General features: G+C 67.4%; 19 protein-coding genes. 11 read left to right on the plus strand and 8 right to left on the minus strand.

Annotated elements, in window-relative coordinates; genetic code table 11:
* Nucleotides 1-13: 13 nt before the first annotated feature.
* From ABT313_RS34155 to ABT313_RS34165, 3 genes are read right to left on the minus strand one after another with little or no spacing between them, the layout of a single operon-like run.
* Entirely contained in the window at nt 14-793 is a 780-nt protein-coding gene (locus ABT313_RS34155) for an ABC-2 family transporter protein (RefSeq protein ID WP_350862309.1), read from the minus strand.
* Entirely contained in the window at nt 790-1,539 is a 750-nt protein-coding gene (locus tag ABT313_RS34160) for an ABC-2 family transporter protein (protein ID WP_350862311.1), read from the minus strand. Before ABT313_RS34160 ends, ABT313_RS34155 begins: the two co-directional genes overlap by 4 nt.
* A complete protein-coding gene (locus ABT313_RS34165; RefSeq protein ID WP_350862313.1) occupies nt 1,536-2,504 on the minus strand; it encodes an ABC transporter ATP-binding protein in 969 nt (322 codons plus the stop codon). Before ABT313_RS34165 ends, ABT313_RS34160 begins: the two co-directional genes overlap by 4 nt.
* 62 nt (nt 2,505-2,566) lie before the next feature.
* Between ABT313_RS34165 and ABT313_RS34170 the strand changes: the two genes are divergently transcribed.
* Nucleotides 2,567-3,493 (plus strand): helix-turn-helix transcriptional regulator, encoded by a 927-nt coding sequence (locus tag ABT313_RS34170; protein ID WP_350862315.1) that lies wholly within the window; start codon nt 2,567-2,569, stop codon nt 3,491-3,493.
* 3 nt (nt 3,494-3,496) lie between these two features.
* On the opposite strand, the gene ABT313_RS34175 is transcribed toward ABT313_RS34170, so the two are convergent.
* On the minus strand, nt 3,497-3,856 hold the full coding sequence (locus ABT313_RS34175; protein WP_350862317.1) for a hypothetical protein: 360 nt from the start codon (nt 3,854-3,856) through the stop codon (nt 3,497-3,499).
* Between the two features lie 51 nt (nt 3,857-3,907).
* On the opposite strand from ABT313_RS34175, the gene ABT313_RS34180 reads away from it, so the two are divergent.
* Nucleotides 3,908-4,495: a nucleotidyltransferase family protein gene (locus ABT313_RS34180; protein WP_350862319.1), complete on the plus strand. Its 588-nt coding sequence runs from the start codon at nt 3,908-3,910 to the stop codon at nt 4,493-4,495.
* Here the strand turns inward: ABT313_RS34180 and ABT313_RS34185 are convergent.
* Entirely contained in the window at nt 4,484-4,750 is a 267-nt protein-coding gene (locus tag ABT313_RS34185) for a hypothetical protein (RefSeq protein ID WP_350862321.1), read from the minus strand. The two genes, ABT313_RS34180 and ABT313_RS34185, sit on opposite strands and share 12 nt — an antisense overlap.
* Nucleotides 4,751-4,849: 99 nt before the next feature.
* On the opposite strand from ABT313_RS34185, the gene ABT313_RS34190 reads away from it, so the two are divergent.
* Nucleotides 4,850-5,755 (plus strand): hypothetical protein, encoded by a 906-nt coding sequence (locus ABT313_RS34190; protein ID WP_350862323.1) that lies wholly within the window; start codon nt 4,850-4,852, stop codon nt 5,753-5,755.
* 51 nt (nt 5,756-5,806) lie between these two features.
* Here the strand turns inward: ABT313_RS34190 and ychF are convergent, their stop codons facing one another.
* Together ychF and ABT313_RS34200 are read right to left on the minus strand one after the other, a co-directional pair.
* Complete coding sequence (gene ychF / locus ABT313_RS34195) at nt 5,807-6,883, minus strand: redox-regulated ATPase YchF (RefSeq protein WP_350862325.1); 1,077 nt, start codon at nt 6,881-6,883, stop codon at nt 5,807-5,809.
* A gap of 42 nt (nt 6,884-6,925) precedes the next feature.
* The gene (locus ABT313_RS34200) at nt 6,926-7,456 is read right to left on the minus strand and encodes a GNAT family N-acetyltransferase (RefSeq protein WP_350862327.1); all 531 of its coding nucleotides are present in this window, start codon (nt 7,454-7,456) and stop codon (nt 6,926-6,928) included.
* Between the two features lie 67 nt (nt 7,457-7,523).
* Between ABT313_RS34200 and ABT313_RS34205 the strand changes: the two genes are divergently transcribed.
* The 8 genes from ABT313_RS34205 (at nt 7,524) to ABT313_RS34240 (ending at nt 14,703) form a co-directional block, all read left to right on the plus strand.
* The gene (locus ABT313_RS34205) at nt 7,524-8,390 is read left to right on the plus strand and encodes a DUF817 domain-containing protein (protein ID WP_350862329.1); all 867 of its coding nucleotides are present in this window, start codon (nt 7,524-7,526) and stop codon (nt 8,388-8,390) included.
* Nucleotides 8,391-8,467: 77 nt separating this feature from the next.
* The gene (locus tag ABT313_RS34210) at nt 8,468-9,241 is read left to right on the plus strand and encodes a polysaccharide deacetylase family protein (RefSeq protein ID WP_350862331.1); all 774 of its coding nucleotides are present in this window, start codon (nt 8,468-8,470) and stop codon (nt 9,239-9,241) included.
* 23 nt (nt 9,242-9,264) lie between these two features.
* Nucleotides 9,265-10,269: a methyltransferase gene (locus ABT313_RS34215; protein WP_350862333.1), complete on the plus strand. Its 1,005-nt coding sequence runs from the start codon at nt 9,265-9,267 to the stop codon at nt 10,267-10,269.
* Between the two features lie 40 nt (nt 10,270-10,309).
* The gene (locus ABT313_RS34220) at nt 10,310-11,479 is read left to right on the plus strand and encodes a DNA recombination protein RmuC (protein WP_350862335.1); all 1,170 of its coding nucleotides are present in this window, start codon (nt 10,310-10,312) and stop codon (nt 11,477-11,479) included.
* A gap of 101 nt (nt 11,480-11,580) precedes the next feature.
* A complete protein-coding gene (locus ABT313_RS34225; protein ID WP_350862337.1) occupies nt 11,581-12,753 on the plus strand; it encodes a glycoside hydrolase family 64 protein in 1,173 nt (390 codons plus the stop codon).
* A gap of 39 nt (nt 12,754-12,792) precedes the next feature.
* Nucleotides 12,793-13,131 (plus strand): ArsR/SmtB family transcription factor, encoded by a 339-nt coding sequence (locus ABT313_RS34230; RefSeq protein ID WP_350862339.1) that lies wholly within the window; start codon nt 12,793-12,795, stop codon nt 13,129-13,131.
* A complete protein-coding gene (locus ABT313_RS34235) occupies nt 13,128-13,577 on the plus strand; it encodes an SRPBCC domain-containing protein (RefSeq protein WP_350862341.1) in 450 nt (149 codons plus the stop codon). Before ABT313_RS34230 ends, ABT313_RS34235 begins: the two co-directional genes overlap by 4 nt.
* Nucleotides 13,578-13,584: 7 nt before the next feature.
* Nucleotides 13,585-14,703 carry an aromatic ring-hydroxylating oxygenase subunit alpha gene (locus tag ABT313_RS34240; protein ID WP_350862343.1) on the plus strand — a complete coding sequence of 373 codons (1,119 nt, stop codon included), beginning with the start codon at nt 13,585-13,587 and terminating at the stop codon, nt 14,701-14,703.
* Here the strand turns inward: ABT313_RS34240 and ABT313_RS34245 are convergent.
* The gene (locus ABT313_RS34245) at nt 14,687-15,295 is read right to left on the minus strand and encodes an NAD(P)-dependent oxidoreductase (RefSeq protein WP_350862345.1); all 609 of its coding nucleotides are present in this window, start codon (nt 15,293-15,295) and stop codon (nt 14,687-14,689) included. The genes ABT313_RS34240 and ABT313_RS34245 overlap by 17 nt on opposite strands.
* Nucleotides 15,296-15,358: the final 63 nt, after the last annotated feature.

Below are 15,358 nucleotides of genomic sequence, written 5' to 3' on the forward strand. Positions count from 1 at the left end.
GGGCGAACGCATTTCAGGACGTCGCTCCGGTGTAGCGCCGCAACCCCCGTCGCCACGCAAGTCCTGCCAGCGCGGCCGCACCGATGGCTGCAAGGACCCCAGCTGCGACCACGCCCACCCGCGGTCCGCGCAGCAACGCGGCCGACGGGACCGAGGCGATCAGCGCCATCGGGAACACATAGGTGAGGACGACGCGGATCGGGCGGGCGAAGACGTCGGTCGGGTAGCGGCCGAGCTGCCACGCGGAGTGGAAGAACACATCCAGCTGCAGCTTCGGCGCCCAGAACGCCAGGCATGCGAGCAGCACACTCAGCGCCCACGTCACGACCAGCCCCGCCACGACAAGCACCAGCCAACTGACCACCCCGGCCACGCTCAGCGGCTGACCAGCGATCCCCCAACCGAGCACACCGAGGCCCAGCACGAACTGGATCAGCGCCAGCGGCGAGGACAACGACAAGCTGGCCAGGAACAGACTCGATGCCGGCTGCAACAAATACCCGTCGAGCTTCCCGTTCCGGATCCCGGTCTCCGGGAACCACGACAGGTTCGGATCGATGAACGTCCCACGCAACCCGGTGATCAGCTGATACGTCCCTATCAGCACCAGGAACTCCGCCTTCGACCAGCCCGCCAGGCTGTCCGCCCGCGTGAACACGATCAGCACCGCGGCCACCGCCGTACCAAGGCCGGTGAACGCCAGCAGTACGTCGAAGACCAGGTTGACCCGGAACGCCACACTCCGCCGCAGCGCCATCGAGAACCCCACACCCACCAGCCGCAGCAGCTTCACGATCCCACCGCCGTGTACCGCCGTACGCCGATCCGCCAAACGACCGTGACCACGAGCACCAGCACCACCACCCAGATCAGTTGATAACCCAGCGAACCCCGGCCGCCGGAAGCGATCTCGGCCGGCAGACCATTCATGCCGTAGAACGGCAGCACCTCGGCCACCCGGCGCCACGCATCCGGCAGCAGCGCGATCGGCGCCGCCGTACCGCCGAGCAGGAACGTCAGCTGACTCCCGAAGCCGACCACCGCATGCACGCGATCGGTCCAGAATGCGGTCAGCGCCAGCAGGAACGTCCACAGGAACACGAGGACCGCGGCGAGCAGGATGTACGGCGTACTCCGCACCACCGCCGACCATTCGAATCCGACCTGCAACGCGATCCCGGTCAGCAGCACGATCGGTGCCCCGAGCAACGTCAGCCACGCGCGGATCGCGAGGTTCATCCCGATGACGCCGATCACGACCGGTTGCGGGCGGAGCAGCTCGTGGCTCAGCGTCCCGTCGTAGATCCGCTCGGAGAACGTGTGCTGCTCGAACGACTCCGTCATCAACGTCACGAGGATGATCGCGACGTAGTACCGCCCGATGGTTGGATCGTCCGGGTAGACGGCGGACCACACGAACAATCCGATCAGCGGCGCGACGACCGCCTGAACCACGAGCGTCAGCAGGAACCACCACGCGCCCGACCACTCCAGCACCTCCTGCCGGAGCCGGAATCCCAGCAGGACTGCGGTTCTCATCGCAACCCCTCGCGATAGGCCTGGTCGATGACCTTCTCCAACGGCGGCTCCTCGACGGCGAGATCCACGACTTCCATTGCCTGCAGCAACCGTCCGGTCGTCGCCGCCACCTCGTCGCGCGGCACCCGCAGTACCCACTGCCCGTCGGCCTTCTCGACCACCTCGCCGAACGCGGCCGGATCGCCCTGGGTGGAGATCCGGATCAGCTTGTACGGCGACAACCGGGCGGACAGCTCCGCGAGCGGGCCGTCGTACTGGACCTTGCCGTGGTCGATCAGGATCAGCCGCGGGCACAGGGTTGCGACGTCGGCCATGTAGTGGCTGGTCAGGAGGACTGTCGCGCCGGTCTGCTCGACGTACTCGGAGACGAACTCGCGGATCTGGCTGGCGGCGCTGACGTCGAGGCCGATCGTCGGCTCGTCGAGGAACAGCACCTCGGGGCGGTAGATCAGCGCCATCGCGAGGCCGACGCGCATCCGTTCGCCGAGGCTGAGGGCGCGGAGTTGCCGTTCCAGCAGGGGTTCGAGATCGAGGAGAGCCTCGAGGTCGGCGAGCGTACGGCGGAACGTGGGGCGCGGGACGTCGTACAGCAGACGCTGGTACTCGAGGGAGTCCATCACGGTCAGTTCCTGCGATCCGCCCACCGGCTGGCTGCCTCGGACGAACGCGATGCGCTTGAGGAAGGCGGAGCGGCGTTGCCACGGGATCGTGCCGAGGACGCGGACGTCGCCGCCGGTCGGGTGCAGGATCCCGGACAGGATCTTCATCGTCGTGGTCTTGCCGGCGCCGTTCGGGCCGATGAAGCCGGACACCTGGCCCGGCGCGATCGTGAACGAGACCTGGTCGAGGGCCTGGACCGTCTTGTACTCGCGTTTGACCAGCGAGCCGAGCGCGGCCCGGAGACCCCCCTTGCGGACCGGAGCTTTGTAGGACATCGAGAGGTTTTCGACTTCGACGGCAGTCATGCGCCCGACGGTAGGAAGAAAAGACGCCCGTAAGTGGCTTATTTTCCTGAGATGATCGGTGGATGCGTGCCGAACGGCTCCTCCGACTGCTTCTGCACCTGCAGACGCGCGGACAGTCGACGGTCGCGCAGCTCTCCGCCGCGCTCGGGGTCTCGCCGCGCACGATCCAGCGCGATCTCGAGGTACTGAGCCTCGCCGGCGTTCCCGTGTACTCGATCCGCGGGCGCGGTGGCGGGTGGGCGCTGCTGCCCGACTACCGCACACGGATGACCGGCCTCACCCCGTCGGAAGTCATGTCCGTCTTCGTCGGCGCGACGGCGCACGTGCTGGCCGACCTGGGCCTCGACGCCTCGAGCGATCAGGCCGTCAGCAAGCTGATCGCTTCCCTCCCTGAGGGCACGCGCCGCGAAGCGGAGTACGCCCGCCAACGCCTCCTCATCGACCACGCCGGCTGGGACGACCGCCGCGAAACCCCCCGCTGGCTAGACCTCTGCCGCCAAGCCCTGTGGGAAGAACTGCACCTGTCGATCACCTACGCCGACGGCACCTCACCCTTCCCCGTCTCCCCCTTGGGCTTAGTAGCCAAGGCCCGCACCTGGTACCTGGTAGCAGCCCGCACCGACGGCCGCCTCCGCACCTTCCGCCTCTCCCGCCTAACCTCAGCTACCCTCACCACCACCCCCTTCACCAGACCGGCGGACTTCGACCTGGCCACCTACTGGACCCAGTCCCAACGAGAGTTCCAGGCCTCCCGCCCCTCCTACCCCACCACCCTCAAAGTCCGAGACCACGCAGTACGCCGCTTCCGCCCCACCCACCCCATGCTCCCCGCCCCCAACGGCTGGTGGATCATCCACACCGACCTCGAAAACCCCCAAGAAGCCCAATCCGCAGTCCTAGCCCAAGCCGGCGCCGCCATAGTCCTAGAACCCCCAGAACTAAAAACCCTCGTCCGCGAAGCCGCCCAGCAAGTCGCAGAATCGCACTGAGCGTCAGCCCTGTTCGGTCGCGATCATGAAGTTGTAGCCGGCGAGCTTCACGACGAACGACCGCACGCCCCACGCGCGTTGCTCGATGGGGCCTGGGTGTTGGTGGGCGGCATGTACGTCGTCGATCGCGTCCGCAGGCACTTCGACGTAGAACTGGACGCCCGCCCCGCGATGGTCCCGCGCCTCAGCCGGCAGGAACTGCTCCGAGTCCACCCCGAGCATCACCTGTCCGCCGCGTAACTCCACCACAGCCATCGGATCCCCGGAGTCCTTCGGCGTCGAGTACGCCAGCCTCCACCCGCTCGCCACGAACTCATCAGCAGCCGCATACGGATCCGAGGTCGCCAGGATAGGAGTAAGCACGCACGTCATCCTGCCGGAGAATGTCGGCGGGGGCAGCTACCTTCACCAACCATGTGGACGACCACGCTGGCGACCGTCGCCGAGGCCCTGAACGGCGCCCGCATCGAGTGGATGCTCCTCGGCAGCGCGGCGACGGCGCTTCGCGGGGTCGCGATCGTCCCGGGCGACATCGACATCGCCGTACGCACGCCAGACGACATCACCCACGCGGCAACAGTCCTGCCGACCCCGCCCGAGCCGCCTGATCCGAGCCTGTGGTTCAGCACGCTCGCCCAGCCGACCCTCGAGTGGGGCGATGCGGGCGAGCGCTGGTACTTCGGCCGCTGGATGATCAACCAGGTGAAGGTCGAGCTGGCCCACATCGACGCTCCCGCCACCGCCGAGCTGCTGGTCGAAACCCGAAGCCCGCTCGTATGGCGCGAACGCCAAACCCTCACCTGCCACGGCCAGCCCATCCCGACCGTCCCCATCGAGGTACAACTCGCCACGATGATCGCCCGCCACCAAGCCGCCCGGATCGACGCGACCCTCGCCCACGCGCCCCTCGACCTGCAGCTCCTCCGCCGCGCGATCACCGACAAACAGTCAGAAATCCCCGACCTGACAGTCCCCGACCAACTACAACAACTACTGACCTAGATAGGCGGAGTGCACCTCGGCCCAGAGCTCACTAAGCGTCTCAGTGAGATCCGTCAGCCGATCCAGCTCCTCCCGATCCTCACCGGACGCCGTCCGAAGACTCCGAAACGCCTCCGCATTGAACTCACCAGCCGCACCCGCAACCACCCCAGCCAACCGGCCCAGCTCATCCCTCCCAAGCCCCGCGCGCAACCCACCGATATAAGCAGCCTCGGCCTGGTCGTAAGCCTCTTCGAAGTTCCCCAGATCTGCCATGCCAGTAAGTCCAACACGTTGAGGTAGCACTCTGCCGAACGCCGGGCGGTACGGCGAGCTCGTCACGGCTTGTCGGTGCCGCCTGCCATGCTTCATTCCGTGCTAGAGGATGCCACCGAAGAAGACGCTCAACCGCCGTACGCCGAGCCGATCCGGCTCATCGGTGGCATCAACTTCACAACCTGGCCGGATCTCAAGTGGAGCCGAGGGAACTCCCACCTGGCGCTTCTGCAATCCAAGTTCGCAGAATGGCACTCCAGCGCCCCTGTCTCGGTCGATGGGGTGCTGCGCGAGGACCTTCTGGGGATCGACCTGGTCGCGCGAGTTCCGAGAGGGATCCCCAAACACGAATGGTCGCTCGACCTCGGCGACGCGCTCCACAACCTCCGAAGCGCGTTCGATGCCATGGCGTGGGGCATGGCGCATTTCAACGACACCGAGCCTGCCCGCCCCAGGTCGGTTTCCTTCCCGATCTGCACCGAACAGAAGCAGTGGGAGAAGGCACTCAACGACTGGGTTGGCGACATCCGCCCAGAGTTCCAAGAGCGGCTCCGGATCATGCAACCGTTCACGTACATGCCGTCCGGGAGCGTGTCGGTGCTGTCGATGCTCCACGACCTCGACATCCAGGACAAGCATCGCGACAACCTGACAGTCTCGGCCGACCTGCAAGCCATGGACGTAAGCGGCTCGTTCCAGTACGAGGATCCCGACACTTCGGCTGTACCGCGCGTGGAGATGGCCTCGAACATTAAGTTCGGTGACGGCGTGGTGCTGGGGACGATCCACACCGGAGCGCCGATTCGCATGAGCGGCCAGCTGATCCTGCGCCCGGCGATGAAGGTTCAACTGACCTACCGCGACACTACGTACGACGTGATGCCGATGCTCCAACAGTTCGTGACCGAGACCCGGCGCTACCTCGACATCCTGCTGTCCGGCCTGGCTTCGCCGAACGAGCCGGCCGAAGCGGACTGGTCACCGATGGAAGCAGTCAGACGTTGAAGCGGAACCCCACGACGTCGCCGTCCCACCCCAACTCCCCCTCCTCTTTCCTTATACGTTGAACCTGAACTCCACGACGTCGCCGTCCTGCATGATGTAGTCCTTGCCTTCGATGCGGACCTTGCCGGCGGAGCGGGCGGCGGTCATGGAGCCGGCGGTCATCAGGTCGTCGTAGGAGACGATCTCGGCCTTGATGAAGCCGCGCTGGAAGTCGGTGTGGATGACGCCGGCGGCTTCGGGGGCGGTGGCGCCGCGCTTGATCGTCCAGGCGCGGGATTCCTTCGGGCCGGCGGTCAGGTACGTCTGCAGGCCGAGCGTGTCGAAGCCGACCCGGGCCAGTACGTCGAGGCCGGGCTCCTCGATGCCCATCTCGGAGAGCATCTCGCGGGCCTCGTCCTCGTCGCCGAGCTCGACCAGCTCGGCCTCGAACTTCGCGTCGAGGAAGATCGCCTCGGCCGGCGCGACCAGGTCCCGCATCTGCTGCTTCAACGCCTCGTCGGCGAGCTCGTCGGCGTCGCAGTTGAACACGTACAGGTAGGGCTTGGCGGTCATCAGCATCAGTTCGCGGATCGCGTCGCGGTCCACGTCGGTCGCGATCACCGGCGTACCGGCCTCGAGGTGCTTCTGCGCCTCGCGGACCGCGTCGAGGACGGCGACCGATTCCTTCTTCAGCCGGGCTTCCTTCTCCAGCCGCGGGATCGCCTTCTCGACGGTCTGCAGGTCGGCGAGGATCAGTTCGGTCTGGATCGTGGAGATGTCGTCGGACGGCGAGACCTTGCCGTCGACATGGGTGACGTCGTCGTCGCGGAACACCCGGGTGACCTGGCAGATCGCGTCCGACTCGCGGATGTGGCTGAGGAACTTGTTGCCCAGCCCCTCACCCTCCGACGCGCCGCGGACGATGCCGGCGATGTCGACGAACTGGACGGTGGCGGGGATCACCTTCGCGGAGTCGTACAGCTCGGCCAGCTTGCCCAGCCGGGCATCCGGTACGCCGACCACCCCGACGTTCGGCTCGATGGTCGCGAACGGGTAGTTCGCGGCGAGCACGTCGTTCTTGGTCAGCGCATTGAACAGGGTGGACTTGCCCGCATTGGGGAGCCCGACGATTCCGATGGTGAGTGCCACGGGCGTCAAGGTTACGCGGCGAACACCGAAGTACCCCAATCGTCAGAGCACGAAGGCCTCCAGCGAAGCGCCGTACCACCGGTCGACACGGCCCAGCGGACGCATGCCCAGTCGCCCGCAGACGGCCAGCGAGGCGACGTTGTCGGGGCGTACGACCGCGTAGATCTCGCTCAGACCGGACTTGAACCCGTGCGAGATCGCGCCCCGCGCCGACTCGGTCGCCAGCCCGCGGCCCCACGCGTCGGGATGGAAATGCCAGCCGACCTCGACCTCGCCGCGGCTCGCGGTCCCGTCCGACGGCTCGGGCAGCGGCACCAGCAGCACCGTCCCGGCGACCTCCCCGCTGGCCCGCTCCTCGACGGCCCAGACGCCGTACGTCGTGTCGCGGTTGCGCTCGTTCCAGCGCTCGATCGTGCGGCCGGCCGCGTCCCGGTCCGCCATCACCCGCGGCGCGGCGCCGAGCCAGCGCGACACCTCCCAGCGCCGGTAGATGTCGAACACGCGGTCGCCGTCGGTGTCCACCCAGTCGCGCACCACCAGCCGGTCGGTCTCGTACACAATCCTCGGATCCATCGCCACACCTCCCCAACCGTTCATTTATCCGTCCCAACCAGCGGCGAGCAAGCGACGTCTCCAGTCTGTGACCACTTGGACGGATCGCATCGGGATTCCCTCACGCTTCGTGTTCGGCTGCCTGCAATTCCTGCGGTTCGGCTGCCTGGAACTGGTGTCCTGCCTGTTCCCGGCGTTCCTGTTCGCGGGCCTGGCCGTCTCGAAGTACGTCGACCTGCCGATCGCGCGGTACGACGCCTTGCTGATCTACTGCATCGCCCTGACCCTGCTGTTCTGGGTGGTGCGCCTGGAGACGTGGCGCGAGGTCGCGGTGATCTTCGGGTTCCACCTGGTCGGCCTCGGGCTGGAGCTCTTCAAGGTCCGCGTCGGCTCCTGGCAGTACCCGGGCGACGCCGTGACGAAGATCGCCGGCGTACCGCTGTTCGCCGGTTTCATGTACGCCGCCGTCGGCAGCTACCTGTGTCAGGCCTGGCGACGGTTCGACCTGCGGGTCAGCAACTACCGCCCGTTCCTGACCACGATCTTCGCGGTCCTGATCTACGCGAACTTCTTCACCCACCAATGGCTCCCCGACCTGCGCATCCCGATCGCGCTCGGTCTGCTGATCGTGCTGCGCCGTACCTGGGTCTTCTTCACCGTCGGCGTACGCCGGTACCGGATGCCGCTCGCCGTCTCGTTCGCGCTGATCGGGTTCTTCCTCTGGATCGCCGAGAACGCCGGCACGTTCCTCGACGCGTGGAACTACCCCGACCAGGTCAACGTGTGGCATCTCGTGCACCCGGCGAAGTTCGGCGCGTGGTCGTTGCTGGTCAGCATGAGCTTCGTGCTGGTCGCCAGCGTGAAGTCGCTCGAGGGCCGGCTGTACCACCGTGGCACGACCGCAACAGTCGAGATCGCACCGCAACATCGCGATGCCAACCCTGCTGACGGGTAAGGCGTCTTCAGTGGTGTGAGGCTCCTGAGGGGGAGCTGTTGCTGGGGAACAACCGCCCGATCTGCAAGGGGAGCATGATGTCGCGAAAGCTTGCCGCCTTCGTCGCGACCGGTGTGGCGCTGGCCGTCGTCGTCGGATCGCTACTGGTCCTGGCGCTCGGCCACCAACGCCAGCCGGAAACGACCGCGGCAACCACGCAGACCACGAGGTCCGCCACGCCGTCGCCGACACCGACCGACACACCGACGCTGAACGCACCGCCGTCGACACCGCGCAAGCCGGCGCCGGACCCGACCGCAGCGTTTGCCATAGGCAACAAAAAGGTGCTGTTCTTCAGCTTCGACGACGGACCGGACCCGCTGTGGACGCCGAAGGTGCTGCAGGTGCTCGCGAAGTACGGCGCACACGCCACGTTCTTCGAGCTCGGCGCGATGCAGGCCGCGCACCCGGGTCTGCGCGAGCAGGTGCTTGCCGCCGGCAACACAATCGGCAGCCACTCGATCACGCACCCGCAGCTGACCGCGATCTCACCGGCCAAGCGGCACCACGAGATCTTCGACGGACCGCACTCGACCTGCTTCCGCCCGCCGTACGGCGCCTCGAACCCGAAGGTCCGCGCCGACATCAAGGCCGCCGGGATGGTCCAGGTGCTCTGGGACGTCGACCCGCGCGACTGGGCCCGTCCCGGGACGAACGCGATCGTGCACAACATCATGACCCACGCGCACAACCACAACATCATCCTGATGCACGACGGCGGCGGGAACCGCGCCCAGACGGTCGCGGCCCTCGACAAGGTTCTTCCGCTACTGAAGGCCCAGGGCTACAGCTTCCCAGCCATGGACTGCTGACCGCCGTCGGCGCAGAATGCGCCATGGATGCTTCACGGGAGCTGCATCGCCTGGCCAGCGGGTACCAGGTGACACAGGCGATCCACGTCGCCGCCCGGCTGGGACTCAGCGACCTGCTCGCCACCAGCCCGAAGAGCCTGTCCGAGCTCGCCTCGGCGACCAACGCCGACGAAGAGGCGTTGGGCCGGCTCATGCACGCGCTCACCGCACTCGGCCTCTACTCGGCCGACGGTGACGCCTTCGCCAACACGGAGCTCGGCGCGGCGCTGCGGGTCGACGCACCGCACTCGGCTGCCGGTTGGGCCCGGTTCATCGGCACCGGGTCGCACTGGGAGGCCTATACCGGGCTCGAAGAGAGCATCCGTACCGGTGAGACGGCCTTCCCCGCCGTGCATGGCGAGCCGGTGTGGGAGTACCGCGCGAAGCATCCGGACGAGCAGGCGGCGTTCGACGCGGCGATGACGTCCAGGTCGGACGCGGTGGCCGACGCGGTTCCCGCGGCGTACGACTTCAGCCGCTACCGCACCGTGGTCGACATCGGCGGAGGCCGCGGCCGGCTGCTGACCAGGATCCTCGAGCGCAATCCGTCAGTCAGCGGGGTCTTGTTCGACCAGCCCGACGTGGTGGCCGGTGCGGACGAACTGCTCGCGGAATCCGGTGTCGCGGCGCGCTGCAAAGTCGTCGGAGGCAACTTCTTCGAGAGCGTCCCGGCCGGTGACGCGATGGTGCTGAAGTCGGTGATCCACGACTGGGCGGATGCCGAGTCGGTCGAGATCCTCCGCACCTGCCGCCGCGCGCTGCCCGCCGACGGCCGCGTACTCCTCGTGGAACAACTCCTCGACCGCTCCCCCGACCCCGTCGGTACGGCGTTCTCCGACCTCAACATGTTGATCATGACCGGCGGGCGGGAACGCACCACCGATCAGTACGAGGCGTTGTTCGCCGCCGCCGGCCTCGGTCTCAGCGACGTCGTTCCGACGGCCGGCCAGTCGTTCATCATCGAGGCGACACCCCGGCAGCAGGCGTAGTTCGCAGAAACTGTCGGTGGGCTTCGGCACTATCAGTGACATGTCCGGTACGACGGTGTTGTTGATGCTGCTCTTCCTCGCGGTGGGGCTGCTGCTGGGTGCTGCCTTCGGGGTGTTGTGGGTGCGCGGGCGCGACGGCGCCAAGCTCGCGCGAATCACGGCCGAGCGGGACGCGGCCGAGGATCGCGTGGTCGAGCTGACCCAGGAGCGGACGTCTGTCGGCCAGCAGATGGGCGGGCAGGCCGTCGTCAAGGATGCGCTCGATCGCCTGCACGCACAGCTGAACCAGCTCGAGAAGGGCCGCGCCGCCTGGCAGAGCCAGCTGCATCAACAGGTCAATGAGGTGCGGATGAGCGGCGAGGCGTTGCGTCGCGAGACGGCGTCGCTGTCGACCGCGCTGCGAAAACCCCAGGTCCGCGGACGGTGGGGCGAGCTGCACCTGCGCCGTACCGTCGAGCTGGCCGGCATGGTCGCGCACTGCGACTTCACCGAGCAGACGACGACGTTCGGCGAGGACGGCGTCCTGCGGCCCGACCTGGTCGTGCGGCTTGCCGAGGGCAAGAACATCGTCGTCGACTCGAAGGTCCCGCTGGCCGCGTTCCTCGATGCGAGCGAGTCCGACGACGCGGCGTACCGCGAGGATCGGTTGCGTGCGCATGCCCGCCATCTGCGGACGCATGTCGATCAACTCGCGTCGAAGGCGTACTGGACGCGACTGTCGCCGTCCCCCGAGTTCGTCATCCTGTTCGTGCCCGGTGAGTCGTTCCTGTCCGCGGCCCTCGACATCGAGCCGTCCCTGCTGGAGTACGCCGCTGAGCGCCGCGTGATCCTGGCGACGCCGACGACGCTGATCGCGACACTGCGCGCGGCGGCGTACGCGTGGAACCAGTCGGCGCTGACCGAATCGGCGCAGCAGGTGTTCGAGCTCGGCCGGGAGCTGTACGAGCGGCTCAGCACGATGGGCGAACACCTCGGCCGGGTCGGTCGATCGCTCACGTCCGCGGTCGAGGCCTACAACGGTACGGTCGGTTCGTTCGAGCGCCGCGTGTTCATCACCGCACGCAAGCTCCGCGACCTGCACGTCACCGAGTCCGAGCTGACCGCGATGGAGTCGATCGAGGCCTCCGTCCGACCGCTCACCGCGCCCGAATTCCTGGCCATCGAGGACCCGCAACCCACCAGACATTGGCCGCCCACGCAGGCCGGCTAGATGATTGTCGGAAAGCCGACAGTGGTGGGCTGTTGACAGTCGGTGGTCACCTCACGACACGATGAGAGCGCTCTCTCGGGGGGCCGACGTGAGGAGGAACCATGCGGTTCAGAACGCGAATGCTGGCTGTCGCCGCGGCCGCCGCGACCGTCGCCGGTGTGCTGTCGGCGCACGCGGACCGGCCGGCGGAGGCTGCGGTACCGGCGACGATCCCGTTGACGATCACGAACAACTCGGGCCGCGGCGACGCGGTGTACATCTACAACCTGGGCACGAACCTGGCCACCGGCCAGCAGGGCTGGGCCGATGCTTCAGGCGTCTTCCACGCCTGGCCGGCAGGCGGCAACCCGCCTACCCCGGCGCCGGACGCGTCGATCACCGGGCCGTCGAACGGGCAGTCCGTCACGATCCAGATGCCGAAGTTCTCCGGCCGGGTCTACTTCTCGTACGGCCAGAAGCTCGTCTTCAAACTGACCACGGGCGGCCTGGTGCAGCCCGCTGTGCAGAACCCGAGCGACCCCAACCGGAACATCCTGTTCAGCTGGTCGGAGTACACGCTCAACGACGGCGGGCTGTGGATCAACAGCACCCAGGTGGACATGTTCTCCGCGCCGTACGCCGTGAGCGTGAACGGGAACACGACCGGCCACCTGAAGGCGGGCGGCTACAACTCCGTCTACAACGCGCTCAACGCCAGCGGCTGGGGCGGCCTGATCCAGAAGGCCCCCGACGGCTCGGTACTGCGAGCACTCTCCCCGCTGTACGGCGTCGAGACCGGCGTATTGCCCGCGAGCGCGATGGACGACTACATCAACCGGGTCTGGTCGAAGTACAGCTCGGAGACGCTGACCGTCACGCCGTTCGGCGACCAGCCCAACACGAAGTACTTCGGCCGCGTGTCCGGCAACGTCATGAACTTCACCAACAGTTCCGGCGCGGTCGTCACGTCGTTCCAGAAGCCTGACTCGGCCAGCGTGTTCGGCTGCTTCAACCTGCTCGACGCTCCGAACGACCAGGTCCGCGGCCCGATCTCCCGCACGCTCTGCGCGGGCTACAACCGCTCCACGCTGCTCACCAATCCCAACCAACCCGACTCCAGCGACGCCAACTTCTACCAGGACGCCGTCACCAACCAGTACTCCAAGAACATCCACGCCCAGATGGCCGACGGCCGTGCCTACGGCTTCGCCTTCGACGACGTCGGCAACCACGAAGCCCTCGTCCACGACGGCAACCCGCAACAGGCCGGCCTGATCCTCGATCCGTTCAACTGAGGCTTGACTCCTCGGTCCGTTAGTGGCAACTTACCGTTCGTGGGTACTTACGGATCACTCGAAGCGGCGGGGCCGGTGCTGGATGCGCTCGGGGACCCGACGCGGCGGGTGATTCTCGAGACATTGCGGACCGGCGGGCCGTGCTCGGTCGGGGTGCTGGCCGAGCGCGTGCCCGTCAGCCGTCCCGCGATCTCGCAGCACCTGAAGGTGCTCGGGGCGGTCGGTCTGGTGCGGCACGAGTCGCGCGGCACCCGGAACATCTACCGGGTGCACCAGTCCGGTCTGGACGAGCTGCGCAGCTGGCTCGACCGGTTCTGGGGCGACACGCTCGATGCGTACGCCGACCACGTCAGGCGGACCGAGGAGGAACGGAAATGACTGTGGAGCAAGACATCTCACCCTTGGTGAAGACGGTTGTGGTGCCGGTCGGCGTCGAGCGGGCGTTCGAGGCATTCACCGCGGAGACGTCGGCCTGGTGGCCGCTGTTCAGCCACTCGGTCGGCGAGGCCGCAGCAAGCGAGGTCCGTCTCGAAGGCGCCGTCGGCGGCCGCATCGTCGAGTACGGCGCCGAGGGCGAGCTCGCGACCTGGGGCACGGTGTCGGACTGGGATCCGCCGGCGAAGGTCGGCTTCAGCTGGCACCCGGGCGGCGACCCGGACGAGGCGGGACAGGTGACGGTCACGTTCAGCCCGACCGACGACGGCACCGAAGTACAACTGGTGCACGCCGGCTGGGAACGCCGCGGCGACGGCGCTCGGGCGCGCATCGGCTACGACACGGGATGGGACTACGTGCTGGGCAAATATGTGGAGTTCGCCCGATAGTTGGTCAATGACGGCTCCGCTTGACGCTCGCGCACTGGAAGCTTCGTTGCGGCCGCATGGTGAATCGGTCATGCTGCCGCGCGAGGCGTACACCGATCCCGCCGTGCTCGCCTGGGAGCGCCGGCACTTCTTCGCCGGCACGTGGACCTGCCTCGGTCGCGTCGACGAGTTGTCCGACGGTACGACGTACCGCGAGGTGACCGTCGGCGATATCGCGACCATCGTGACGTTCGGGGAGCGGCCGCGGGCGTTCGCGAACACGTGCCGGCATCGCGGTCACGAACTGCTGCAGCGCGACGAGACCAGCCAGCGGCCTGCAGTGGTGTGCCCGTACCACGGGTGGTCGTACGAGCTCGACGGCTCGGTGAAGGCGGCGCCGCGGATGGGCGACGGCTTCCATACCAAACCGTATGGTCTGGTCGAACTGCCGGCCGAGGTCTGGCAGGGCTGGCTGTTCGTCAACGCGACCGGTACGGCGACGTCGTTCACGGATCACGTCGGCGGACTGACCGAGCTCGTCGCGCCGTACGCGCCGGAATCCCTTGTCCTGAAGGCGCGACACACGTACGACGTCGCGTCGAACTGGAAGACGATCGTGGAGAACTACCACGAGTGCTACCACTGCCCGCTGATCCACCCCGAGCTCTGCAAGGTGTCGCCACCGACGTCAGGCGACAACTGGAACCTTCCCGGCGCGTGGGTAGGCGGCCTGATGGACCTGCGACCGGACGCCGAGACGATGTCGCTCGACGGCCGGTCTCACGGGGTGCCGCTCGACGGCGTCGACCCGCGCCGGGTGAACTACCTCGGCCTGTTCCCGAACCTGCTGATCTCGCTGCACCCGGACTACGTGATGACACATCGCATGGAGCCGCGCACGCCTGGCCTGACCGCGATCGAGTGCTCCTGGTACTTCCGGCCCGAGGTCAAGGATCCGTCCTACGCCGTGGAGTTCTGGGACATCACGAACCGCGAGGACTGGGCCGCGTGCGAATCGGTCCAGCGCGGCGCCGAGTCGCCGCACTTCCGGCCCGGCCCACTGGCACCCGCGGAGGACGCCGTCTACCAGTGGGTCACCATGCTCGCCCGCGGCTACCTGGGCAAGGCGCTCAGTAGCCCAGCGTGAAGCGCTGCTGGTTGTGGGCCGGCTGCTCGAGTTCGTTGATCAGGGCAACCGCGTAGTCCTCGGCGGAGATCTGCTCGCCGACCGGCTCGTCCTGGCCGAGACGGAAGACACCCGTGCGCTCGCCGGGGGCGATCACGAAGGCCGGGGACAGCATCGTCCAGTTCACGTCGCTCGCCCGCAGGTTCTCGAGCGCCTGCGACACCGTCAGCGACTCGTTCTTGTACTCCGCCGGGAAGTCCGGGCCGTCCACCACACGGTTGCCGTTGACAACCAAGCTGCCGGCGCCGCCGACCACGATCAACCGGGTCGCCGTCCCCTGTACCGCGGCGATCAGGTTGTCGACCGCGTCCAGGTAGTCCTGGTGGTCGCCGCCGGTCCGGCTCGGCCCGATCGCCGCGACCAGCGCGTCCGAGTCGGCCGCAAGCTCCTTGGCCGAGGCGACGTCGTCGGCGTTCGCCCGTACCGCGCGGACGTCGGCCGGCAGTTCGCCGCCGGACCGGGTGACGCCGGTCACCTCGTGGCCGCGGCTCACCGCCTCGGCCGCAACCCGGCTGCCGACCATGCCACTTGCTCCGTACACCGCGATCTTCATCGTTGTCCTCTCGTCTGCGATCGCCGCCAACGGTATCTATTGGTAACTGGCTACTTCAACGTG

This window comes from Kribbella sp. NPDC000426 (assembly GCF_040300265.1).
Taxonomy (GTDB): domain Bacteria; phylum Actinomycetota; class Actinomycetes; order Propionibacteriales; family Kribbellaceae; genus Kribbella.